Consider the following 21,411-nt stretch of genomic DNA (forward strand, 5'->3'; position numbering starts at 1 on the left):
AGATTTGACAGTGGGTGGTAAAAAAATAAAGCGTTGCTTAGAATGTTCTAATTGGAAGAAGGAGAATTTTCACTCGTTCCGAATCAGTCATCAAGAACGGCTTATTTCTTCCGTCAAAAGATATTTTGACTTCATTGGATTCAAGCTGCATAAATGCTTCCATTGCTTGTTTCATAAATTCTGCTGAAAAAGATATTGAATCAAACTTCGATGGTTTTTTCACAACCTCGCCCGGCAGCGTCATTCGAATCTTTCCAGTTAAGACTTCGATGTTCAGTCCCTCGTCAGCGAAATTTAATTTAACGGAAGCATGGAAGGTTTCTTTCAATGCTTTCTCCATAGCCGCGATTTGTTTGAATAAGATCATCCACAGCTGAATCTTTTCTTTGTCCAAAATTATGGATAGTTCACTATTCTTTTCAGTGTCACTTAGCAAGTGGTCCACTTTAGGAAATTCACCATGAGCTAGCATTCCTGATTTTGCATGTACCAGCAATTCTTTTTCATAACCGTGAATATCTTGAATGTTTATTAAACGATGCGAGTCTGTCGCCCACATGCCCCCATCTTCTGTATGGAGCGAGTACATCAGTATCGGGCGTGTTTCTGATTTTGAAACGAAATTCTTCACTAGCTTTAATGCTGTTGGATATAAGTCTTTGTGTATAAAAGTTAGTTCATTCATTCTTCTTCCTCCATTTCTTCTTCCTGCTGCCGTTCAAATTCAAGATAGTCTGTGGATGGATAGCCGGTGCGCTGGATCCGGTCAATATCTGGATGTTCAATATCCATTGGATTTCAAACCACCCTTCATCCCATTTCGTAAAGCTGGCGGAAGCGAAGTGACCATTTCCATTGCTTTTTTATCGACCACTCTTGGATAACCGGTTAATGCCACATCGAGCATCTTTTCGATTTCCTTAAAGCTTTCCTGGACGAGCATTGTGTCCACATCGTCACTGCTAAACCAAAACTTCGCCTGTCCTGCGCCGGCATCCGTAATGCGTTCAACTTTGTCCATATTCACGATTTGAGTGCCACCGTATGGTTCAGTTACTCTGAGAAAGACCATTTCAATAAACCCCTTCCTCAAGCTCGCTGATTTTACGAAGTGAATTTTCAACATCTTCCCAAGAAAGATAACCTTCTACATCGCTAGTAACCGGCGTATTGTAATTGATGTGCCAATCTTCACCCTCGTATTGAGTTACAGCTAATTCCCACAATCCTTGATCGCCGCCATATGAATAATCGTGTTTGATGACGCTTGCGCCCATATCATTGTCAAACTTATAAATTTTCTGGATGCCGTTTATTTCTGGTCGTTCAATCGTGTTTACTAAAGACTTTTCAAATGCCATTTCAATTCCACCCCTTCCGAATAGTCCCTGACGATGTAGCCAGAGCCGCCATCTTGCGCGCATAATTAGTATTAAACTGTCTGTGGACTTCCCGGCCCGAGTTTTTCTCATTCGCCCGGTCCAGCACATAAGCGCCGACTACAGCTCCGATGAAGCCGCTGGCAATTGCGCCGAGTGTCATCACTTCGATAACGTTTTGTTCGTTTAGCATTTGACTGCTCCTTCCAATTGGATAATATTGATACTTGTTTTTCATTTACATGCTTTATCCAATCACTATTTTTTGAAGAAATTTATTCCAATTCATTACCAAAAAAATATATTGTTCAGTTTTCTTTGAAAATGCGATGAAAGTTCTCGTCCAAAAAATTAGCCATTTTAGTCGCTTGAAAAACCCAAGGTTGTCCAGAAGCTTGCGGATAAGAAACAAACCCGCCACTTTCAACATCTAAAGTTTTTCGAAACTTCGAGGGATATAGAACGTTTTCTTTCAACCATCCCTGTTTCCGGCCAGTCCGTTGTTCGAGGTCTTTCATGTTCCAGTAAACTCCGTGCAATTCGCTTTGTTTTAATTGCTCCAATTCTACTTTCGAAATCAGCACGGAGTCTTCTGGAATCGGTATTGTCAAACATACTGAGAGTTGCTGCATTGACATTCACCTTCTTTCTTCGCTGAAACTTCATGATTCATGAAGTTAGGCGGTAAAAAAATATCACCTATTGGTGTATTCAACTTTTTTGCAATAATAAACATTTCGTTGATTTTAAATTGTGAATCTCCATGTTCTTTGTTGATATAAGTTCTAAGATCCACTTCTAGTTCATCTGCCATATCCTTTTGAGTTATGCCATGATACTTTCTAAGTGATATTAGTTTGCTTTGCATTTCATCACCCCCTGACTTATTAATTTCATGATACATGAAGTTAAAAAATATTACAACAAAAAACTTCATAAATGATGAAAAAAATTGTAGACAACTTCATGAAACATGATATATAATAAGGAAAGAAGTTATTCGAGAGGGGAAAATAAAATGTCGCATGATATTACAAAATACGTTGGTCAGCAAATTAGGAAATTTAGAAAGGCTAAAAAGTTAACTCAGAAAGAGTTGGGATTGAAAATTGGAGTAAAACATAATACTATTTCTTCTTATGAAAACGGAACTAATGAGCCGGATCAAGATATGATTTTTGCCATTGCTCACGCTTTGGAAGTTAATATTAATGATTTTTTTCCAGACATTAATGAAAAACCATCATACAAACCAACCGAAGACAGAGATAATTTAGAAATCAATGAAACGTTTACCGATTACATGGGTATAAATAATCAATTTAAATCAGAACATTCTTATAAAGCTTTTAATTTTATAAGGTTGCCTATATACGGTCAAATTTCATGCGGGAATGGCAGAATTATTTTTGAAGACCCTATCGACTTTGAAGATGTTCCCAGAGATTGGTTAAATGGTGGAGAATACATAATGCTAATCGCTCAAGGTGATTCAATGACAGGCTCTAAAATTTTTGAAGGGGACAAATTATTAATCAGGAAACAAAGCGAAGTTGAAAATGGAGAAATTGCGGCAGTTGTTGTGGGTGAAGAAACATTATTGAAAAAAGTTTATAAAAAAGGGAACACATTAATTTTAGAAAGCTCTAACGACAAATACGAAACGAGAGTTCTTGATCTCAATGAAGTAAAGAATGTCCAAATCCTTGGAAAACTAAAAAAATCAGTAACTACTTTTTAATTTAGAGCAGTCTCTCTGCTCTTTTCTTTTACCCTAAAGGAGGAATTTTTATGGCCAGCGTAACAAAAAGAGGAAAAACGTGGCAGTATACAGTCAGTCGAATGGTAGACGGGAAATCGAAGCCCATTCGTAAAGGAGGTTTTCGAACTAAAAAGGATGCTCAAGTGGCTGCTGCTGAAATAGAATCTGGATTGTCAAAAGGCATCGCACCAGTGACAAAATCCACATCTTTCGCCGAATACTTTCACGACTGGATAAATCTTTACAAAAAAAATAAACATATCACAACTTACGAACGCTATTTAAATAGCTATGAGACGGTAAAAAAATACTTTGGCGATAAACCTATTCAGAGTATAAATAAAGCTGCCTATCAACTATTTCTGAACAATTATGCAGAAACTCATGCGAAGTTCACCACTAAGAAGCTAAATACTCATATTCGGGCCTGTGTAAAGGACGCTGTGGACGAAGGCCTGATCCGTGTAGACTTTACTAGAAAGTCTGAGTTCTCTGGGAGCAATCCGACGAAACGTCCAGAAGAAAAACATTTGCATTTGCACGAAAGCGAAAAGTTGCTTAACGCCCTTTATAATCGTTTGGATAACAAAAAGCTAGTAAATTATTTATTACTCTTAGCGTTAGTTACTGGAATGCGTTTTGGTGAATTAGTTGGCTTAACACGATCGGATTTTAATTTTGATGAAGGTACACTACGCATAAATAAAACTTGGGACTATAAAAATGGAACCGGTTTCGGTCCGACAAAAGGTGACGGCGCTTCCGACCGGATTATTGATTTGGATGAAACGATTCTTGGAGCTTTTAAAAATTTATTCGAAAATACCCCTTCACACTTCCGTGGTTTGGTTTTCCACAGTGACAAGAGTAAATATGGGGTACTGACAAACGAAGGCGCTAACAAGGTTTTAAAGGCTATTTTAACCGACTTAAAAATCGACTTAATCTCAGTACATGATTTGCGTCATACACACACTAGTATATTATTGTATTCCGGCGCAACCGTTCTTTATGTTTCTGAAAGACTGGGTCATGCAAACCCACAGATCACGATGGAAGTTTATTCGCACATCATCAAAGAATTACGCGAACGAGATGCTGAGCTTACGAAAGAAGTGTTTTCATCAATGCGTAAAGTCAGTGTGTAAAACGTGTGTAAAATGATTCTATTTTTTAACTTTTTCTTATACATTCTAATAAAAATAAAAATACGCTCAAAACCGCTATACATAAACGATTCGAGCGCATTTATTATTCTTTAACTCACTCTAAATTAAAGTTAAAACGTCCCAGGAGCGATTCGAACGCCCGACCGACGCCTTAGAAGGGCGTTGCTCTATCCAGCTGAGCTACTGGGACAAGGCTTTCTTCTATTGAAACTCTCTCACCTTGTATGAGGTGTTCGATTTTCAACTGAAAGACAATTTTAATTATAGAAATGATTTAACAAAAAGTCAACGCTATTTTAAAAAAACATTAGAATTTATTTCATTTTCTTTTATTGGCCGTTATTCAACCATTCCGGCATCGCTTTTTCCAATTCACGCAGGGCATTGCCGCGGTGGGAAATGGCGGCTTTTTCTTCCGGCACAAGTTCGGCCATCGCCTTGCCCTCGCTCGGTACGTAGAAAATCGGATCGTAGCCGAAACCGTTCTCGCCTCTCCGTTCGGAAAGAATCACACCTTCGCAGAATCCTGAATAAGTGACGGTTTCTTTATTCGGCGAAGCAATCGCCAAAACGCACCGGAACCGTGCTGTTCTCTGTTCTTCAGGCACACCCTCCAATTTCCTCAATACTTTTTCAATATTGGCTTCATCGCTTTTTGCTTCACCGGCATAACGTGCGGAATAGACCCCCGGTTCACCGTTCAATGCATCAATTTCGAGGCCGCTGTCGTCCGCAATCACCGTCGTTTGAAGGGCTTCAGCTACAGCTTCCGCTTTGAGGATGGCATTTTCTTCGAAAGTAACCCCTGTTTCTTCAACGTCCATGTCTTTGGCTACATCGCGAAGCGTCAGCACTTCGTAGCCGAGCGGCCCAAAAAGGGCTTCAAAATCTTTTGCTTTGCCTTTGTTTTGAGTTGCAATGATTACTTGTTTCATAAATTCGATTTCACCTCTTCGCCGATTTTTTGCGCCAGGCTCCCCAGTACTTCTTTTTGTTTTCCGATCAATTGCTGGATGCCGGATTCACCAAGATCAAGAAGTTCATTGAGCTGCGCCCGTGTAAACGTCGATTCTTCTCCGGTCCCCTGCAATTCCACAAATTGGCCGGATCCCGTCATCACAAGATTCATGTCCACTTCTGCAGAAGAGTCTTCTACATAGTTTAAGTCCAGAATGGCACCATGTTCACTGTCGATTCCCACGCTTGTCGCTGCTAGAAAGTCGGTAACCGGAAATGCCGGAAGCTCCAATTTCCCTATAGCCATCGCCATCGCTACAAAAGCCCCAGTAATCGAAGCTGTACGCGTCCCGCCGTCTGCCTGGATCACGTCGCAGTCAATCCAAAGCGTCCGTTCGCCAAGCTTTTCCAAATCTACGACAGCGCGCAGCGCACGGCCGATCAACCGCTGAATCTCCATTGTCCGGCCGCTGATTTTCCCGGCAGATGCTTCCCGGCGGTTCCGGCTATTGGTGGCACGCGGCAGCATGGAATACTCTGCCGTAATCCAGCCTTTTCCCTGGCCGCGCAGAAATGGCGGCACTTTGTCTTCCACCGTCGCTGTACAAATCACTTTCGTCTGGCCCACCGTGATTAATACAGACCCTTCAGGGTGGATCAAATAATCCACTTCCATCTGCACCGGGCGCAGTTCATTTGTTGCTCGTTCATCAATTCTTGTCATGAGAATCCTCCTTGTATTTGCTCAAATAGCTTACCATATTTCCTTTAAGACAGCCAAAAACCTGATAGCTTAGCCATCAGGTCTTGGGGAATCGGATAGAGTGGATCAATGGATGTTCAATGTTCAGCCACTTTTCAATAATCGAAGTAAAGATCGGCGTGGAACCGGATGTATAAAAATGATGGACTGGCGGCTTTTGCCGGTCAGCAAGCTGTTTATTGTACCTCAAATGCCGCTCGACGTCTTTTGCCGTTTCTTGGGCAGAAGACAATACCTTTACACCACTGCCGAAAACTTCTTCAATAAATCCTTGCAATAGCGGATAATGCGTACAGCCTAAAATAGCGGTATCAAATTCTTCCTCTTCAATTTGGGAAAGTGTATCCTGTACCATCGTCCGGGCAAATTCCCCTTCGTATTCATCACTTTCCACAAGCGGCACAAACCGCGGGCAGGCCAGTTGGACCACATGGGCAGAAGAAACCAGCGATTTGATCGCTTTTTCATACGCGCCGCTTTTCACAGTCCCTAGCGTTCCAAGAACTGCGATATTTTTGCTGTGCGATGTTTTAATGGCAGCTCTCGCTCCCGGGAAAATTACACCAATGACAGGGATCGGCAAGTTTTTCTGCAAAGAATTCAAAGCAGCAGCCGTCGCTGTATTGCAGGCGATCACCAGCATCTTAATTTTCTTTTTCATCAAAGCTTCAGCCATTTGCCATGTGAATTTACGGACTTCTTGGAGAGAACGGGGTCCATAAGGGCATCTGGCATTATCCCCTATGTAATAAATCTGTTCGTTCGGCAAAAGTTTGATGATCTCTTTTGCCACCGTCAGTCCGCCTACTCCTGAATCAATAACTCCGATTGGCGCATTCAAATTAGTTACCTCAATTCTATTTCATGTTTGTATGAAGTTTTTCAAGCAGGAATGAAAACTGTTCAACTTCATCGGCGCTAAAATCTTCAAGCACCGTCTCTAAATAATCTTGTCTCTTTTGAATCACTTCTTCAATGATCCGTTCGCCCTCTTTTAGTAATTTGATTCGAACGACTCGGCGGTCCTGCTCTTCCCGTACACGGACCACCAGCTCATTTTTTTCCATGCGGTCGACAAGATCTGTCGTTGTGCTGAAAGCCAGGTACATTTTGTTCGAAAGGTCTCCGATTGTCATATCGCCATGTTCAAAAAGCCACTGCAGCGCCACGAATTGGGGAGGCGTAATCGTATAAGAATTCAAAATCTCTCGGCCTTTTTGCTTGATCAAGCCGGATATATAGCGCAATTCTTTTTCCATAAACGCTACTTTATCGGAATTGTGTGGAATATGGTTATTGGTATTTGTCATTTCAATCATCCACTCCTCGGTTACGTATCTTCTCTTCTATAGTGAAGGTTTTTTGCGGTTATGGCAAGAACCCAGTCAGTTTTCTATTGAAATCGCCTGTTTGCCGGTGAGCAATTCCCTTTCTTCCGCGTTCCACGGGAATCCTTTTCCGGTTTTCTTTGAAATCTGCACCATCGCGCCTCTTCCGGTAAAGCAGGTTTCTTGTTTTTCATTGACTGCGTGGTAATGGACATCGATCGAAGAGTTGCCGACTGACGCAATTTTGACGAATACGTCCAATTTCTCGTCGAAGAAAACTTGCTTCACGTAGTCGACTTGCATATCCGCGACGACCGGAAACAAATCGCTGCCTTTTAGCCAGCGCTGCATTAGCCCCAGTTCTTTCATATACTCAATGCGCGCAAATTCAAAATAAGTAATCGGCACCGTATTGTTTACATGCCCGAACATATCTGTTTCTGAAAAGCGGACTTGGACTGGCGCAGAAAAGCGAAACTCTTCTTTCCATTTATTAAAATTTTCAATGTACTTGGCTTTCATTTAAAATCCTCCAGTATGTAATACAAGGTCATATTTTATTAGTATAGCAAAAATCGGCCTTCCACCTGAAATCTTATGTAAATAAATCAAAAGAAAAAACCCCTGCCGGAGCAGGGATTTTGAACATTTCCTCTATCTAGACGTAAAAAGGCGTTTCCGCTTTTCGCGATGTCTAGCTGCAGTGCCCAGATTCTCGAGGCATAAGCCACTCCGGCTGTGCGGCTGAAAATATGCCGCTTCGCCCGATCGTCTTATGCCCTTCGAATCTACATGGGCACTTCCGCTTTTCGTTACTAGTCTACCATTCTGTCGCTTCCGAAGAAGTTGCGGAACATTTGAACTGTTGTGTCGCGGTTCAACGCTGCGATTGAAGTTGTCAAAGGAATTCCTTTAGGGCAAGATTCAACACAGTTTTGAGAGTTACCGCAGCTGCCCAGTCCACCCTCGCCCATGATCGCATTTAAGCGTTCATCGCGCGTCATAGAGCCAGTCGGGTGTGCGTTCATCAAGCGAACTTGTGAAAGTGGTGCAGGTCCGATGAAATCGGATTTGTCGTTGACGTTCGGGCATGCTTCTAAGCATACGCCGCAAGTCATACATTTTGAAAGTTCGTAAGCCCATTGGCGTTTGCGTTCAGGCATACGAGGTCCGTCGCCAAGGTCATGGGTTCCATCGATCGGCACCCAAGCTTTGACTTTTTTCAGTGAATCGAACATGCGGCTGCGGTCAACAATCAAGTCGCGGACTACAGGGAATGTTTTCATCGGCTGAAGGCGGATTGGCTGTTCCAACTGGTCGACAAGAGCTGTACACGACTGGCGCGCTTTGCCGTTGATGACCATTGAACAAGCTCCACATACTTCCTCAAGACAGTTCATGTCCCAAGTGACCGGAGTTGTTTTTTTGCCGTCCATTGTTACTGGATTCCGGCGGATTTCCATCAACGCCGAAATGACGTTCATGTTCAAGCGATATGGCAATTCGAACTTCTCGAAATACGGCTCTTCATCCGTAGAGTTTCGGCGTTCGATTTCAAATATAACCGTTTTTGCTGCTTCACCCATGGTAAATTAGCTCCCTTCTTAGTGTGCTGATGAGTAATCTCGAATTCGAGGTTCAACCAGCGATGTATCGACTTCTTCATAAGTGAAAATCGGCTCATCGTAGCCATTGAATTTGGCCATCGTTGTTTTCAAGAATTCTTCGTCATTGCGCTCCGGGAAGTCCGGTTTGTAATGAGCTCCACGGCTTTCATTGCGGTAATAAGCCCCAAGCGTGATCACTCGTGCTAAATGTAGCATATTTTTCAACTGGCGCGCGAACATTGCGCCTTGGTTGCTCCAAAGCTGAGTATCCGTGATGCTGATGTGGTTGAAACGTTCAAGCAATTCCTGGATTTTCTCGTCTGTCGCTTTCAAGCGGTCGTTATAGCGAACAACTGTTACGTTGTCTGTCATCCATTCGCCAAGTTCTTTGTGTAGAACGTAAGCATTTTCAGTTCCATCAAGTGCAAGAATTTCATCCCATTTGCGCTGCTCTTCAGCAACTGCACGGTCATAGATGTCTGAAGGAAGATCTTCAGCCAATACGTCCAAACCTTGAACGTATTCCATTGCGTTTGGTCCTGCAACCATTCCGCCGTAAATCGCAGAAAGCAATGAGTTCGCACCAAGGCGGTTCGCGCCGTGCTGAGAATAATCGCATTCTCCTGCTGCCAAAACGCCAGGAATGCTTGTCATTTGGTGGTCATCAACCCATAGTCCGCCCATTGAATAGTGGACAGCCGGGAAGATTTTCATTGGAACTTTACGAGGGTCATCACCAGTGAATTTCTCGTAGATTTCAATGATTCCGCCAAGCTTGATATCCAATTCTTTTGCATCTTTATGGGAAAGGTCAAGATAAACCATGTTTTCGCCGTTGATGCCTAGTTTTTGGTTTACACAAACATCGAAGATTTCGCGCGTTGCGATATCACGAGGAACTAAGTTTCCGTAAGCTGGATATTTCTCTTCCAGGAAATACCAAGGCTTACCATCTTTATATGTCCAGATACGTCCGCCTTCACCGCGAGCCGATTCAGACATCAAACGAAGCTTGTCGTCTCCTGGAATCGCTGTCGGGTGAATTTGGATGAACTCGCCATTTGCATAATACGCGCCTTGCTGATAAACGATCGAAGCAGCAGACCCTGTATTGATGACAGAGTTTGTCGACTTGCCGAAAATGATCCCAGGTCCGCCAGTTGCCATAATGACTGCATCTGCACGGAACGCCCGGATTTCCATTGTCGTCATGTTTTGGGCAGTGATCCCTTTGCCGACGCCGTTGTCATCCAATACTAAGCCAAGGAATTCCCAGCCTTCGTATTTTGTGATTAAGCCAGCTACTTCATGGCGGCGAACTTGCTCATCTAGTGCATAAAGCAATTGCTGGCCAGTTGTTGCACCGGCAAAAGCCGTTCTATGGTGCATCGTTCCGCCGAAACGGCGGAAATCAAGAAGACCTTCTGGCGTACGGTTGAACATAACGCCCATGCGGTCGAACATGCGAATAATTCCTGGTGCTGCATCTGTCATTGCTTTAACAGGTTTTTGGTTCGCCAGGAAGTCACCGCCGTAAACGGTGTCATCAAGGTGAATTGCCGGGGAATCCCCTTCACCTTTCGTATTTACCGCTCCGTTGATCCCGCCCTGTGCACAAACTGAGTGAGATCTTTTAACTGGAACGATTGAAAACAGGTCGACAGGTGAGCCAGCTTCAGCAGCTTTAATTGCTGCCATCAAACCGGCAAGGCCGCCGCCTACGATAGAAATTTTGCCTCTCGCCATTTTGGTATTCACTCCTCTTTTAGTTCACCAATAATCAAAACGTTCTTAAACGAACGCAAACAAAGCTCTGATACCAATGATAGTCAGCACTACAAACACTAGAAGCGTGAAGTAGGATGCCATACGTTGAGATTTTTCCGATTGCGTGATTCCCCAAGTGACTAAGAATGACCAGAAGCCGTTAGCCAAGTGGAACGTCGCTGCCGTAACACCCACAATATAAAACGCTAACATTAATGGGTTGCTCAGGATATTTTCCATCATATTGAAATCAGCTTCCGCTGCATTGCCGATCGCAACTTGGAAACGAGTTTCAAAGACGTGCCACGCAATGAAGACTACCAGGAAAATACCTGTGAAACGTTGAGCAACAAATAAAATGTTGCGCATGTAGCTGTACTTGCCCGGGTTATGCTTAGACGTGAACGCTATGTATACACCGTAGAACGCATGATACATCAACGGCAAATAAATAACGAAGATCTCTAAGAAAATAACAAACGGCAAGTTCGCCATGAAGTGAGAAGCTTTGTTGAAAGCAGCTTCACCTTGTGTAGCAAAGTGGTTGACGATTAAGTGCTGCGTCAAGAACAGCCCTACTGGAATGATTCCGAGTAAAGAATGTAACCTGCGCATTAAAAATTCACGATTGTCCAAAACTTTTACCTCCCTCAAGCAATAATACGCAGAAAAAAGAGCAAACGATATGTTACGAAAGCATCCATTGACTGCAACCAACATCATGATACAATAATATGACATATTTATTGTACTCCGCCCCTATTGGAGCGTCAAGGCAACTAGCATATTTCTAAGTGATTCTTACTATTAATTTATTATACTGAAAGTGGGTTTGACATGACTGTAAAAGATGCGGAAACCGATCAGGAGTTCGGTTATGAAATTATACGGGACTATGTATTATCAGAAGTTTTAGGCCAGCACGAGGCTGATATCCTTTACTGGGCCGGGAAATCGCTTGCCCGCAAATTCCCTCTTTTCGCGATGGAAGAAGCACCTGATTTTTTTAGCCAAGCAAATTTTGGCCAATTGTCCTTGGAAAAGGCCGGCAAGGATGAAACCACCTATACACTCCACCCCAACAAAATCGAAAATCGCTGCTTTAAACTGGAAGCCGGCTTTCTGGCTGAACAAAAACAAAAAGTGGGCGGTTTCTTGACAGAAGCCTACGAAGAAGTTTTCCCGAAAAAGAATTTCGTGCGGATCACCTTAAAAACGGATCTGCGTGAAAAAGCATAGCCTCACTTTTGAGCCATCACTGTTCTTTTCCATGAAAAAACCCCGAATCTGTTTATCGGGGTTTTCTTTTTTATTCATCTAAACCAAAGGCTCTGTGCAAGGCATTCGCTGATTTTTGCATTTCATCGAGCGGCACAACGACCGATACTTTAATCTCTGAGGTGCTGACCATTTTCACCGGAATTTCTTCCATGCGGAGAATATCGAACATTTGCGCGGCGACTCCCGGATTTGAAACCATGCCGGATCCGACAATGGAGACTTTCGAGAGGCCTACTTCAAATTCGCAGGAGACAAAGCCGATTTCCTCTTTGTATTGTTCGAGCACCCGGCGCGCTTCTTCCAGGCTTTCTTCTTTGATGGAAAACGAAACGGACGGCGGGAATGCATCCGTAATGCTCTGGACGATGATGTCCACATCGATATGGTGTTCGGCAAGCTTGGTAAAGATATTTGCCAATGAACCATTAAACGGTTTTTTATATGTGACAGTGACGCGCGCAATGCCTTTTTCAAAAGCGACGCCTCGGACGATAAGATTTTTTTCCACAGTGACCACCTCTTGTATAATTGTGCCGGGTTCATCGGAATAACTAGCTCTGACCGACAAGGAAACCTGGTTGTTTTTCGCAAATTCGACAGCTCTTGGATGCAGGACGCCAGCCCCCAGATTGGCGAGTTCCAGCATTTCGTCATAGGAAATTTGCTCGAGCTTCCGGGCACCGCCGACAAAGCGCGGATCCGATGTATAGACGCCGTCCACATCGGTATAAATATCACAGCGGTCTGCTTTTAAGGCAGCGGCAAGCGCCACTGCTGTCGTATCGGACCCTCCGCGACCAAGCGTCGTAATATTGCCGATTCTGTCAACGCCTTGGAATCCTGCCACTACGCAGAAGCAGCCATTGTCTAATACTTTTTCCAGCCGATCGGTATGGATCTGTTCAATGCGTGCATTGCGCGGCACCGATTCGGTTTCGATGCCCGCTTGCCAACCGGTAAACGACAAAGCTTCATGGCCAAGCGCTTTAAATGCCATGGCGAGCAGTGAAATGGTCACCTGTTCCCCTGTAGCTAGCAGCATGTCCATCTCCCGCTTCGGCGGTTCTGCTGATATCTCGCTTGCCAACCCCAACAATGTATCGGTCGTTTTCCCCATCGCAGATACGACGATTACGACTCTACTGCCTTTCTCTTTTTCAGCAATGGCTCTTTTCGCGACACCGATAATTTTTTCCGGAGTTGCGACTGATGTTCCTCCAAATTTCATGACAACTGTTTTCATTCCATTCACTCCCACATTTTTTCGATGTGGCCCTCAACATGAAAAGCAAAGACTGGATATAGCTTTGCCTGCCAAATAAAAAAGGCAGCTCGCCGATTGACCGGCAAACTACCTCTTTAGCATGTACGAATACGAAAAACGTCCATGTGAGATAGCCCTCCAGAGATAAACTCTGACAGCCCAGCACTTATTAAATGCAGGACCAGCATGCGAGTTGCAAACTTCAGCACACTTCGGCGGGCGTCCCTTTCTCCATTCTTCATCGATTCTGCAAATCTCCGAATGGCTACTCTTGACGGCCGCACCTCTATCATCACTTTTCCAAGTGATTCAATTATTCTTCTACGATAACATGTTACTACTCGGTTGACAATGTCTCATTTTGAAAATGCTGATAAATCGTTTGAGACAAGCCTTCCGGCATCCCCGCCTCTTTTAACTCGTCAATTGACGCTTCTTTGATGCGTTTGACGGAGCCGAAATGCTTCAGCAATTGCTGTTTGCGCTTAGGCCCGACGCCTTGCAGCCCATCAAGCGCCGACTGGATCGAGTTTTTGCCGCGCAGCTGCCGGTGGAAAGTGATGACGAAACGGTGAACTTCGTCTTGAATCCGCTGTAGCAGATAAAACGCTTCGCTCGTCCGCTTCAAAGGCACCACTTCTACGGGATTGCCATACAACAGCTGGGAAGTCTGGTGCTTTGCATCTTTTGCGAGGCCCGCAATTGGAATAGACAAGCCCAGTTCGTCTTCGATAATTTCCCGGGCCGATTCCATCTGCCCTTTCCCACCGTCAATGACGATCAGGTCAGGAAGCGGCAAGTTGTCGCGCAAAACACGTGTATAGCGCCGGCGAATGACTTCGCGCATGGCGGCGTAATCATCCGGTTTAGACGCGCTGCGCGTTTTATATTTCCGGTAATCTTTTTTGGAAGGCTTGCCGTCTACAAAAGCGACCATTGCAGAAACGGCATCGGCCCCTTGAATGTGGGAGTTGTCAAATGCCTCGATGCGAAGCGGCGTTTCGATATTCATCGCTTCGCCAAGCTCCGCACAAGCTCCGACTGTGCGCTCTTCCTGGCGTTCAAGCAACTGGAACTTTTCTTTGATGGCAATTTCAGCGTTTTTCTTTGCCAGCGCCACCAAGTCTTTTTTCTTTCCGCGCTGCGGAATAAGAACGCGCATATCCAGCCATTCGCGAACCAAATCCGCATCTTCGCCTTCCGGCAATAAGATTTCATTCGGCTTTACATGGTTTGATTGTTCATAAAATTGTCCGAGGAATGTCATAAACTCTTCCTGCGGGTCCCGGTAAAGCGGGAATAACGAAACGTCCCGCTCAATCAGCTTGCCTTGCCGGACAAAAAACACCTGTACACACATCCAGCCTTTATCAATGGCATAGCCAAAGACATCCCGGTTCGTAAAGTCATTCATCGTCATTTTCTGTTTTTCCATAACCGTTTCGATATGGGAAATCTGGTCACGGTATTCCTTCGCCCGCTCAAATTCCAAGTTTTCTGCAGCTTCCGACATTTTTTCAACGAGGTCCTGTTTCACTTCACGGAAACCGCCGTTTAAAAACCGGGAAATATCATCAATCATTTCTCGGTAAGTATCTTTTTCAACAGGTTTCACACAAGGCGCCAAGCATTGCCCCATGTGATAGTAGAGGCAGGCGCGGTCCGGCATCGTATGGCATTTACGAAGCGGATAAAGCCGGTCGAGCAATTTTTTTGTGGCACTCGCTGCATACGCATTCGGATAAGGGCCAAAATACTTTCCTTTATCGCGCTTTACCTGCCGCGTGATAATCAATTTCGGATGGCGCTCATTTGTGATTTTCAAATACGGATAAGTTTTATCGTCTTTTAACATGATATTGTATTTCGGATCATGCTTTTTGATCAAGTTCAGTTCCAAGATCAGCGCTTCTTTTTCCGAATTCGTGACAATGTATTCGAAGTCTACGATTTCCCCTACCAGGCGCTGGGTTTTCGCATCGTGGCTTCCGGTAAAATAAGAGCGCACACGATTTTTCAGCACTTTCGCTTTGCCGACGTAAATGACCGTTTCTTGCCGGTCCTTCATCAAGTAACAGCCCGGCTGATCGGGAAGAATCGCTAATTTGTGTTGGATCAATTCATTTGCCATTTTCTCACCCTATTAAAAAACCGGGGCCATCACTGGACCCGGTTAAGAATTATGCGTGTTGGTTAACTAATTCTGCCAAAGCTTCTTTTGGTCTGAATCCAACAACTTTATCAACTGTTTCTCCGTCTTTCATCAATAGAAGAGTCGGGATGGACATGATGCCGTATTTTCCAGCAGTTTCTTGGTTTTCATCCACGTCCACTTTTACGATTTTAACTTTATCGCTCATTTCAGCGTCTAATTCTTCAAGAACTGGAGCAATCATTTTACAAGGCCCGCACCAAGTAGCCCAAAAATCTACTAATACTAAACCTTCTGAGATTTCTTGTGAAAAGTTTGAATCTGTACCGTGTACTATTGCCATGAATAATTCCTCCTTATAATGTAACCAAACTATGTCTAGATTATAGCATGCCCTAAAAACCGTAGCTATTTATTTGCCTACTCCCTATCTACCCCGTACGCGGGAGAATAAAACGAAAAACCGGATAGAGGATTTTTAAACGGCAGCGCATTTTTGAAGCTGACGAATCCATAAGGCGACAGGATGCTTCATTTTTCATTCAATACCACTAATTAATTATTGAGGTGCGAAAACTTTGTATTTAGGTGCGCAAATATCCATTTTAGGTGCGGAAAAACCGGTTTGGGGTGCGGAACTTCCAGAATGAGGTGCGTTCGCATTAATTCCCATAAAAAAACGGCCCTCACTATCGCAAGGGCCGTCGCTTTTCTTTGTCCAGACTCCAGCGGGCAGGTCCTCGGGGCACAAGCCAGTCCAGCTATGCGGCAAAGAGCGCCGCTTCGCTGTTCTGTCTTATGCCTTTCGGAGCTTAACGCCCGCTTGCGCTTTTCTATCTTACATTACTTTCTTGAATTCTTCTGTCAGCATCGGGATGACTTCGAACAAGTCTCCGACAATGCCGTAATCCGCAACTTTGAAGATGTTCGCTTCTGGGTCTTTGTTGATCGCAACAATGACTTTCGAGTTGGACATACCTGCTAAGTGTTGGATCGCGCCTGAAATTCCAGCTGCGATGTAAAGGTCCGGCGTTACCACTTTGCCTGTTTGGCCGATCTGCAATGAATAATCGCAGTAATCCGCATCACACGCTCCGCGTGAAGCGCCTACAGCCCCTCCAAGAAGGTTCGCAAGTTCCTGCAATGGCTCGAAGCCTTCTGTGCTCTTCACTCCGCGTCCGCCGGCAACGATCACTTTCGCTTCTGAAAGGTCAACGCCTTCCGCTGATTTGCGGACAACGTCTTTGATGATCGTGCGCAAGTTTGTAATATCCACTGAAAGTGAACTGATGTCGCCTGAACGCTCTTCTTTTGCTAGTGGCGTAATGTTGTTCGGACGGACTGTGATAAATGTAAGGCCTTCTTTTGATTTTACTTTTTCGAACGCTTTACCTGAATAGATCGGACGGACAAATACAGCGTCATCGCCTTCTCCTTCAATATTCGTCACATCCGAAATTAAACCGGACTGCAATTTCGATGCAATTTTAGGCGATAGGTCTTTTCCGACTGCTGTGTGGCCGAAAACGATGCCTTCCGGGTTTTCTTGATCGATGACAGCCATGAATGCCTGGCCGTAGCCATCTGAAGTGTAGGATTTCAAATGAGGATGCTCCACCGTGATGACACGGTCAGCTCCGTAATTTACCAGTTCTGCGCCAAAGTCAGCGACTGAATCGCCGATCAACACGCCTACTACTTCTCCACCGCCAGAGATTTTTTTCGCAGCGGCAATTGCTTCAAACGTTACGTTGCGCAATGCGCCTTCACGCGTTTCGCCTAATACCAATACTTTTTTCGACATAGTCTGTTTACCCCCTAAGTAGATGTGAAAATTAATCGTTCAGTTATTTTTAGTGTCCAGACTCCGGCTGCCTGCGCTTTTCTTATTTTAGATAACTTTCGCTTCGTTGCGCAGTAATCCGACCAATTCCGAAACTTGTGCTGAAATATCGCCTTCTAGCACGCGGCCAGCTTCTTTTTTCGGCGGCAAGTAAATTTCGATTGTTTCTGTTTTCGCTTCTACATCATCTTCTTCGATATCCAAATCATCGAGCTCCAGCTCTTCAAGCGGCTTTTTCTTCGCTTTCATGATCCCTGGAAGTGATGGGTAACGAGGTTCGTTCAGACCTTGCTGAGCTGTTACAAGCAATGGCAATGACGTTTCAAGCTCTTCTGCATCCCCTTCGATGTCTCTTACAATCGTTACAGTGGATCCATCGATTTTTAGGCTCGTAATCGTCGTCACGTAGTTGATGTCAAGCAAATCAGCAACGCGCGGCCCCACTTGGCCAGAGCCGCCATCGATTGCTACGTTCCCGGCTAAAATCAAGTCTGCTTCTTTGTCTTTTAAGTATTCAGCTAATATGTAGGAAGTCGTGAACTCATCCATTTCTTCCAAATCGTCTTCTGTATTGATCAAGACTGCTTTATCCGCACCCATCGCAAGCGCCGTACGAAGCTGTTTCTCTGCTTCTTCTCCGCCGATTGTGATAACGGTTACTTCCCCGCCGTGTTCGTCACGAACCGTGATCGCTTCTTCAATCGCATACTCATCATATGGATTAATGATGAATTCTGCGCCGTCGTCCTGGATTTTGCCACCAGAGATGACTAATTTTTCTTCTGTGTCAAAAGTACGTTTTACCAATACATAAATGTTCATGAACGTAAACCTCCCAAGTATTATTTCCCTTTAAAGTGTGCTTCGCGTTTTTCCAGGAATGCCTGGATGCCTTCTTTTGCATCTTCTGAAACGAAAACTGTTCCAAAAGAAGCCGCTTCTGCTTTTACGCCTTCATGGTAGCTCGCAGACTTCGAATACTGCAGCATATCAATGGCCGCTTTAACAGAAACTGGACTTTTCTTCGCAATTTTCTTTGCAATTGAAAGCGTTTCCGAAAGTAAGTCTGCTTCTGCACAAGCCCGGTTGGCTAATCCCAGCTGGGCTGCTTCCGCTCCAGTAATCGGATCGCTTGTCAAAAGCATTTCTGCTGCTTTTGCGACGCCTACGTATCTAGGCAAACGCTGCGTTCCAGCAAATCCCGGAATCAAACCAAGCTGAAGTTCCGGCAATCCTAGTTTAGCATTTTCAGATACAAAACGCATATGGCAGCTCATTGCCAATTCCAAACCGCCGCCTAGAGCCGCTCCATGGATGGCTGCAATCACCGGTTTATGAAAAGTTTCCACGCGTTCGAACACAGCTTGTCCGCTTGCTGCCAGTTTTGAAAATTCTTCGCCGCTGGTTACTTCTGTAAATTCCTTGATATCCGCTCCTGCAGAAAAGAATCTTCCTTCGCCATGCAAGACGATTGCACGGACTTCTTCATCATGTTCCACTTCATCCAGCAGACTGTTCACTTCCATGATCAATGCACGAGACAAAGCGTTTGCCGGCGGACGATTGATTGTTGCAACCGCAACGCCGTCTTCTTTTTTCCAACTGATAAATTCCATTCGACGAACCCCTTCCCTAAGCGCGAATCCCCTTCATCAAGAGACGGTGGACTTTTGGCGCCAATTCGACTAAATCATATTTATGATCGTTCATCACCCAAGTGGTGATGGTCTCATCCATTGTACCAAAAACCATTTGACGAGCTAAACGGATATCCATTTTTTCATCGAATTCTCCGTCTTCCATCCCTTTAACAAGGATCTTGTCGAGCAGCAATAAATATCCTCTTAACACGCCATTTATTTTCATTCGAATCTCGGTGTTCGATTGTCTGAGTTCCAATTGGGTCACAATGGCGAGATGCAGATCACTTGCCAGCAGACTAAAATGGCTTTCAATCATCAAACCTAATTTATCCACTGCCGGAATATCGCGAACCAAGATCTGTTCGAGCTTCTCCACAAACACCGCCATCTTTTCTTCAAAAACGGAAATCAGTATATCTTCTTTGTTTTTGAAATAAAGGTAGATGGTGCCGTCAGCTACCCCAGCCTGCTTCGCAATTTTAGATACTTGCGCTTGATGATAGCCATTTTCTGCAATTACCACAACTGCAGCATCTATGATCTGTTTGTATTTTGGCTTATCCTTTTTTACCAAATCATCACCACCCAAAAAAAATATGAAAATATGAATGGCGCTTCATTCATATTTTCATATTATAGGCTATTTATTAAAGTGTCAAGCTTTTATCAGCGCTAGCTTCGTTATGACGGCGTTAGTGGTTGGCTCTTTCCGGCTAATTAAGAAGGCACCGCTTCATTTTGCTTCGCGACTTCTTCGTCCACTAATGAACGGCGGAGGATTTTTCCGACTGCAGTTTTGGGAAGCTCTTTGCGGAATTCATAGACGCGCGGAACTTTGAATGCTGCCAAATGTTCACGGCAATATTTATTGAACTCTTCCTCAGAAACAGTATACCCTTCTTTTTGCACAATGTAAGCCTTTACTGTTTCACCGCGGTATGGATCCGGGATTCCGGCTACGACACATTCTTGTACCGCTTCGTGCTCATAAAGGACTTCTTCGATTTCACGCGGGTAGATATTGAATCCGCCTGCAATGATCATGTCTTTTTTGCGGTCGACGATAAAGAAATGGCCGTCTTCATCCATATAGCCGAGATCTCCTGTCAGCAGCCAGCCGTTGACAATCGTCGCAGCGGTATCATCGGGCCGGTTCCAATAGCCTTTCATCACTTGTGGACCCGAAATCGCAATTTCTCCAATTTCTCCTGCCGGCACCTCATCCGTCGTTCCAGGAAGGAAAATTTTACAGTCCGTATCAGGGTACGGGAATCCGATCGACCCTTTGACGCGTTCTCCCCAAATCAGGTTCGAGTGGGTAACCGGCGACGTTTCCGTTAAGCCGTAGCCTTCCACCAGTTTGCCTCCAGTAATTTTCTCGAATTTCTCCTGTACATCAACCGGCAGTGGTGCAGACCCGCTCAGACAGGCTTCAATAGAAGACAAATCGTATTTTCCGATATCCGGATGGTTCATCAGGCCGATATAAAGCGTAGGAGCGCCGGGGAATAAAGTCGGCTTTTGTTTGTTGATCGTTTTAAGTGCCGTTTCTGCGTCAAATTTCGGCAGCAGCACCATTCGGTTTCCTTGCATGACGGAAAGGATCAGCACCGTCGTTAAACCATAAACATGGAATAGCGGAATGATGCCAAGAACCGTTTCTTCGCCCCTTTTGCATTTGTAAAGCCATGTATCGCACATCGTCGCATTCGAAATCAAGTTTTTATGCGTCAGCATAACGCCTTTAGGCGAGCCCGTTGTCCCCCCTGTATATTGAAGCAGCGCAAGATCTTCGTTGAAGTCGAATTCAGCAGTTTCAACTTCTTTAGATGCGGTCTTCATCACTTCTGTAAACAAATGATTGACTCCGCGATGCTCCACTTTCACCGATAACCCGGTCTGGCGTTTCTGGATAAATGGGTAAATCATATTTTTCGGGAACGGAAGATAGTCTTTGACTCCAGTAATAATGACATTTTCCAGTTTTGTATCTTTCACAACTTTTGAAATTCGGGGGAAGAGAATATCCAAAGAAACGATGGCTTTTGCATCGGAGTCGTTCATTTGGTATGCGATTTCCCGTTCTGTGTATAGCGGATTCGTCATCACCACTACCCCGCCAGCATATAGAATCCCGTAGAAACTGATCACGGCCTGCGGACAATTCGGCAGCATGACGGACACCCGGTCGCCTTTTTGGATGCCAAGACCTTGCAAATAATTGGCAAATTTCATCGAGGAATCATAAAGCTCTTCGTAACTCACATCTCTTCCCATGAAATGGATGGCCGTTTTCTTTGGAAATTGTTCATAAGCATGTGTCAGATATTCCTGCACCGGCATACTTTTGTAGTCCAAAGTTTTTGGGACTTCAGGCGGATAATGGGCAAGCCATGGCTTTTCTGTCATTCTTTTTTCCTCCTTTTGATTTTCAAATCGTGTGAATATTCCTATTTTTAATTATATCTGTAAATGAGAACGCTTTCAACAGCAAAT

At 44.4% G+C, this 21,411-nt stretch carries 25 protein-coding genes, 1 tRNA gene and 1 riboswitch; of the genes, 3 read left to right on the plus strand and 23 right to left on the minus strand.

The genetic code is table 11. From position 1 onward, the window contains the following. Positions 1-37 precede the first annotated feature (37 nt). From BN1080_RS10135 to BN1080_RS10160, 6 genes are all read right to left on the minus strand, one after another. Positions 38-685, minus strand: coding sequence for a hypothetical protein (locus BN1080_RS10135; protein WP_052651949.1), 648 nt, complete (start codon positions 683-685; stop codon positions 38-40). 96 nt (positions 686-781) lie between these two features. Further along, the gene (locus BN1080_RS10140; RefSeq protein ID WP_052651950.1) at positions 782-1,072 is read right to left on the minus strand and encodes a hypothetical protein; all 291 of its coding nucleotides are present in this window, start codon (positions 1,070-1,072) and stop codon (positions 782-784) included. A gap of 1 nt (position 1,073) precedes the next feature. Continuing rightward, positions 1,074-1,361, minus strand: coding sequence for a hypothetical protein (locus tag BN1080_RS10145; protein WP_199876614.1), 288 nt, complete (start codon positions 1,359-1,361; stop codon positions 1,074-1,076). Position 1,362: 1 nt separating this feature from the next. Beyond that, a complete protein-coding gene (locus tag BN1080_RS10150) occupies positions 1,363-1,572 on the minus strand; it encodes a hypothetical protein (protein WP_052651951.1) in 210 nt (69 codons plus the stop codon). A 115-nt stretch (positions 1,573-1,687) separates the two neighbouring features. Further along, positions 1,688-2,011: a DUF771 domain-containing protein gene (locus BN1080_RS10155; protein ID WP_052651952.1), complete on the minus strand. Its 324-nt coding sequence runs from the start codon at positions 2,009-2,011 to the stop codon at positions 1,688-1,690. Further along, the gene (locus BN1080_RS10160) at positions 1,987-2,247 is read right to left on the minus strand and encodes a helix-turn-helix transcriptional regulator (protein WP_052651953.1); all 261 of its coding nucleotides are present in this window, start codon (positions 2,245-2,247) and stop codon (positions 1,987-1,989) included. The genes BN1080_RS10155 and BN1080_RS10160 overlap by 25 nt, the downstream gene beginning before the upstream one ends. Positions 2,248-2,397: 150 nt before the next feature. On the opposite strand from BN1080_RS10160, the gene BN1080_RS17365 reads away from it, so the two are divergent. Both BN1080_RS17365 and BN1080_RS10170 read left to right on the plus strand, forming a co-directional pair. Next, positions 2,398-3,120 (plus strand): helix-turn-helix domain-containing protein, encoded by a 723-nt coding sequence (locus BN1080_RS17365; protein WP_052651954.1) that lies wholly within the window; start codon positions 2,398-2,400, stop codon positions 3,118-3,120. A gap of 50 nt (positions 3,121-3,170) precedes the next feature. Next, positions 3,171-4,289, plus strand: a complete 1,119-nt coding sequence (locus tag BN1080_RS10170; protein ID WP_052651955.1) for a site-specific integrase — start codon at positions 3,171-3,173, stop codon at positions 4,287-4,289. Positions 4,290-4,426: 137 nt separating this feature from the next. On the opposite strand, the gene BN1080_RS10175 is transcribed toward BN1080_RS10170, so the two are convergent. The 9 genes from BN1080_RS10175 to BN1080_RS10215 form a co-directional block, all read right to left on the minus strand. Next, a tRNA-Arg gene (locus BN1080_RS10175) sits at positions 4,427-4,500 on the minus strand. A 139-nt stretch (positions 4,501-4,639) separates the two neighbouring features. Then, a complete protein-coding gene (locus BN1080_RS10180) occupies positions 4,640-5,245 on the minus strand; it encodes an XTP/dITP diphosphatase (RefSeq protein ID WP_052651956.1) in 606 nt (201 codons plus the stop codon). After that, positions 5,242-5,991, minus strand: a complete 750-nt coding sequence (gene rph, locus BN1080_RS10185; protein WP_052651957.1) for a ribonuclease PH — start codon at positions 5,989-5,991, stop codon at positions 5,242-5,244. The genes BN1080_RS10180 and rph overlap by 4 nt, the downstream gene beginning before the upstream one ends. Positions 5,992-6,067: 76 nt before the next feature. After that, positions 6,068-6,871 (minus strand): glutamate racemase, encoded by an 804-nt coding sequence (gene racE, locus BN1080_RS10190; protein ID WP_052651958.1) that lies wholly within the window; start codon positions 6,869-6,871, stop codon positions 6,068-6,070. 16 nt (positions 6,872-6,887) lie between these two features. Further along, the gene (locus BN1080_RS10195) at positions 6,888-7,340 is read right to left on the minus strand and encodes a MarR family winged helix-turn-helix transcriptional regulator (RefSeq protein WP_052654547.1); all 453 of its coding nucleotides are present in this window, start codon (positions 7,338-7,340) and stop codon (positions 6,888-6,890) included. Positions 7,341-7,415: 75 nt separating this feature from the next. Next, positions 7,416-7,880, minus strand: a complete 465-nt coding sequence (locus BN1080_RS10200; RefSeq protein ID WP_052651959.1) for an acyl-CoA thioesterase — start codon at positions 7,878-7,880, stop codon at positions 7,416-7,418. A gap of 293 nt (positions 7,881-8,173) precedes the next feature. After that, positions 8,174-8,944, minus strand: coding sequence for a succinate dehydrogenase iron-sulfur subunit (gene sdhB, locus BN1080_RS10205; RefSeq protein WP_052651960.1), 771 nt, complete (start codon positions 8,942-8,944; stop codon positions 8,174-8,176). A gap of 18 nt (positions 8,945-8,962) precedes the next feature. Next, positions 8,963-10,711 carry a succinate dehydrogenase flavoprotein subunit gene (gene sdhA, locus BN1080_RS10210; RefSeq protein WP_052651961.1) on the minus strand — a complete coding sequence of 583 codons (1,749 nt, stop codon included), beginning with the start codon at positions 10,709-10,711 and terminating at the stop codon, positions 8,963-8,965. A gap of 45 nt (positions 10,712-10,756) precedes the next feature. Next, positions 10,757-11,347 (minus strand): succinate dehydrogenase cytochrome b558 subunit, encoded by a 591-nt coding sequence (locus tag BN1080_RS10215; protein WP_052654549.1) that lies wholly within the window; start codon positions 11,345-11,347, stop codon positions 10,757-10,759. A gap of 222 nt (positions 11,348-11,569) precedes the next feature. On the opposite strand from BN1080_RS10215, the gene BN1080_RS10220 reads away from it, so the two are divergent. Further along, a complete protein-coding gene (locus BN1080_RS10220) occupies positions 11,570-11,971 on the plus strand; it encodes a YslB family protein (RefSeq protein WP_052651962.1) in 402 nt (133 codons plus the stop codon). Positions 11,972-12,041: 70 nt separating this feature from the next. Here BN1080_RS10220 and BN1080_RS10225 read toward each other — a convergent pair whose 3' ends face one another. The 8 genes from BN1080_RS10225 to BN1080_RS10260 all read right to left on the minus strand — a co-directional run bounded on the left by BN1080_RS10225 (position 12,042) and on the right by BN1080_RS10260 (position 21,324). Then, the gene (locus tag BN1080_RS10225) at positions 12,042-13,256 is read right to left on the minus strand and encodes an aspartate kinase (RefSeq protein ID WP_052651963.1); all 1,215 of its coding nucleotides are present in this window, start codon (positions 13,254-13,256) and stop codon (positions 12,042-12,044) included. A 144-nt stretch (positions 13,257-13,400) separates the two neighbouring features. After that, positions 13,401-13,574: riboswitch (Lysine riboswitch) on the minus strand. A gap of 40 nt (positions 13,575-13,614) precedes the next feature. Continuing rightward, complete coding sequence (gene uvrC / locus BN1080_RS10230) at positions 13,615-15,408, minus strand: excinuclease ABC subunit UvrC (RefSeq protein ID WP_052651964.1); 1,794 nt, start codon at positions 15,406-15,408, stop codon at positions 13,615-13,617. 49 nt (positions 15,409-15,457) lie between these two features. Then, entirely contained in the window at positions 15,458-15,772 is a 315-nt protein-coding gene (trxA, locus tag BN1080_RS10235; protein ID WP_052651965.1) for a thioredoxin, read from the minus strand. Positions 15,773-16,267: 495 nt separating this feature from the next. After that, positions 16,268-17,233: an electron transfer flavoprotein subunit alpha/FixB family protein gene (locus BN1080_RS10240; RefSeq protein ID WP_052651966.1), complete on the minus strand. Its 966-nt coding sequence runs from the start codon at positions 17,231-17,233 to the stop codon at positions 16,268-16,270. An 87-nt stretch (positions 17,234-17,320) separates the two neighbouring features. Then, complete coding sequence (locus tag BN1080_RS10245) at positions 17,321-18,094, minus strand: electron transfer flavoprotein subunit beta/FixA family protein (RefSeq protein WP_052651967.1); 774 nt, start codon at positions 18,092-18,094, stop codon at positions 17,321-17,323. Between the two features lie 20 nt (positions 18,095-18,114). Further along, entirely contained in the window at positions 18,115-18,888 is a 774-nt protein-coding gene (locus BN1080_RS10250) for an enoyl-CoA hydratase (protein ID WP_052651968.1), read from the minus strand. 16 nt (positions 18,889-18,904) lie between these two features. Then, a complete protein-coding gene (locus BN1080_RS10255) occupies positions 18,905-19,489 on the minus strand; it encodes a TetR/AcrR family transcriptional regulator (protein ID WP_052651969.1) in 585 nt (194 codons plus the stop codon). 143 nt (positions 19,490-19,632) lie between these two features. Next, entirely contained in the window at positions 19,633-21,324 is a 1,692-nt protein-coding gene (locus BN1080_RS10260; RefSeq protein WP_052651970.1) for an AMP-binding protein, read from the minus strand. Positions 21,325-21,411 lie beyond the last annotated feature (87 nt).

This window comes from Planococcus massiliensis, assembly GCF_000821325.1.
In the GTDB taxonomy this organism is placed as follows: domain Bacteria; phylum Bacillota; class Bacilli; order Bacillales_A; family Planococcaceae; genus Planococcus; species Planococcus ruber.

Excerpts from the sequence above, each read along its gene's own strand:
- BN1080_RS10135 (WP_052651949.1), bottom strand. The coding sequence starts at position 685 with ATGAATGAACTAACTTTTATACACAAAGACTTATATCCAACAGCATTA.
- BN1080_RS10140 (WP_052651950.1), bottom strand. The coding sequence starts at position 1,072 with ATGGTCTTTCTCAGAGTAACTGAACCATACGGTGGCACTCAAATCGTG.
- BN1080_RS10145 (WP_199876614.1), bottom strand. The coding sequence starts at position 1,361 with ATGGCATTTGAAAAGTCTTTAGTAAACACGATTGAACGACCAGAAATA.
- BN1080_RS10150 (WP_052651951.1), bottom strand. The coding sequence starts at position 1,572 with ATGCTAAACGAACAAAACGTTATCGAAGTGATGACACTCGGCGCAATT.
- BN1080_RS10155 (WP_052651952.1), bottom strand. The coding sequence starts at position 2,011 with ATGCAGCAACTCTCAGTATGTTTGACAATACCGATTCCAGAAGACTCC.
- BN1080_RS10160 (WP_052651953.1), bottom strand. The coding sequence starts at position 2,247 with ATGCAAAGCAAACTAATATCACTTAGAAAGTATCATGGCATAACTCAA.
- BN1080_RS17365 (WP_052651954.1), top strand. The coding sequence starts at position 2,398 with ATGTCGCATGATATTACAAAATACGTTGGTCAGCAAATTAGGAAATTT.
- BN1080_RS10170 (WP_052651955.1), top strand. The coding sequence starts at position 3,171 with ATGGCCAGCGTAACAAAAAGAGGAAAAACGTGGCAGTATACAGTCAGT.
- BN1080_RS10180 (WP_052651956.1), bottom strand. The coding sequence starts at position 5,245 with ATGAAACAAGTAATCATTGCAACTCAAAACAAAGGCAAAGCAAAAGAT.
- rph (WP_052651957.1), bottom strand. The coding sequence starts at position 5,991 with ATGACAAGAATTGATGAACGAGCAACAAATGAACTGCGCCCGGTGCAG.
- BN1080_RS10195 (WP_052654547.1), bottom strand. The coding sequence starts at position 7,340 with ATGACAAATACCAATAACCATATTCCACACAATTCCGATAAAGTAGCG.
- BN1080_RS10200 (WP_052651959.1), bottom strand. The coding sequence starts at position 7,880 with ATGAAAGCCAAGTACATTGAAAATTTTAATAAATGGAAAGAAGAGTTT.
- sdhB (WP_052651960.1), bottom strand. The coding sequence starts at position 8,944 with ATGGGTGAAGCAGCAAAAACGGTTATATTTGAAATCGAACGCCGAAAC.
- sdhA (WP_052651961.1), bottom strand. The coding sequence starts at position 10,711 with ATGGCGAGAGGCAAAATTTCTATCGTAGGCGGCGGCCTTGCCGGTTTG.
- BN1080_RS10215 (WP_052654549.1), bottom strand. The coding sequence starts at position 11,347 with ATGCGCAGGTTACATTCTTTACTCGGAATCATTCCAGTAGGGCTGTTC.
- BN1080_RS10220 (WP_052651962.1), top strand. The coding sequence starts at position 11,570 with ATGACTGTAAAAGATGCGGAAACCGATCAGGAGTTCGGTTATGAAATT.
- BN1080_RS10225 (WP_052651963.1), bottom strand. The coding sequence starts at position 13,256 with ATGAAAACAGTTGTCATGAAATTTGGAGGAACATCAGTCGCAACTCCG.
- uvrC (WP_052651964.1), bottom strand. The coding sequence starts at position 15,408 with ATGGCAAATGAATTGATCCAACACAAATTAGCGATTCTTCCCGATCAG.
- trxA (WP_052651965.1), bottom strand. The coding sequence starts at position 15,772 with ATGGCAATAGTACACGGTACAGATTCAAACTTTTCACAAGAAATCTCA.
- BN1080_RS10240 (WP_052651966.1), bottom strand. The coding sequence starts at position 17,233 with ATGTCGAAAAAAGTATTGGTATTAGGCGAAACGCGTGAAGGCGCATTG.
- BN1080_RS10245 (WP_052651967.1), bottom strand. The coding sequence starts at position 18,094 with ATGAACATTTATGTATTGGTAAAACGTACTTTTGACACAGAAGAAAAA.
- BN1080_RS10250 (WP_052651968.1), bottom strand. The coding sequence starts at position 18,888 with ATGGAATTTATCAGTTGGAAAAAAGAAGACGGCGTTGCGGTTGCAACA.
- BN1080_RS10260 (WP_052651970.1), bottom strand. The coding sequence starts at position 21,324 with ATGACAGAAAAGCCATGGCTTGCCCATTATCCGCCTGAAGTCCCAAAA.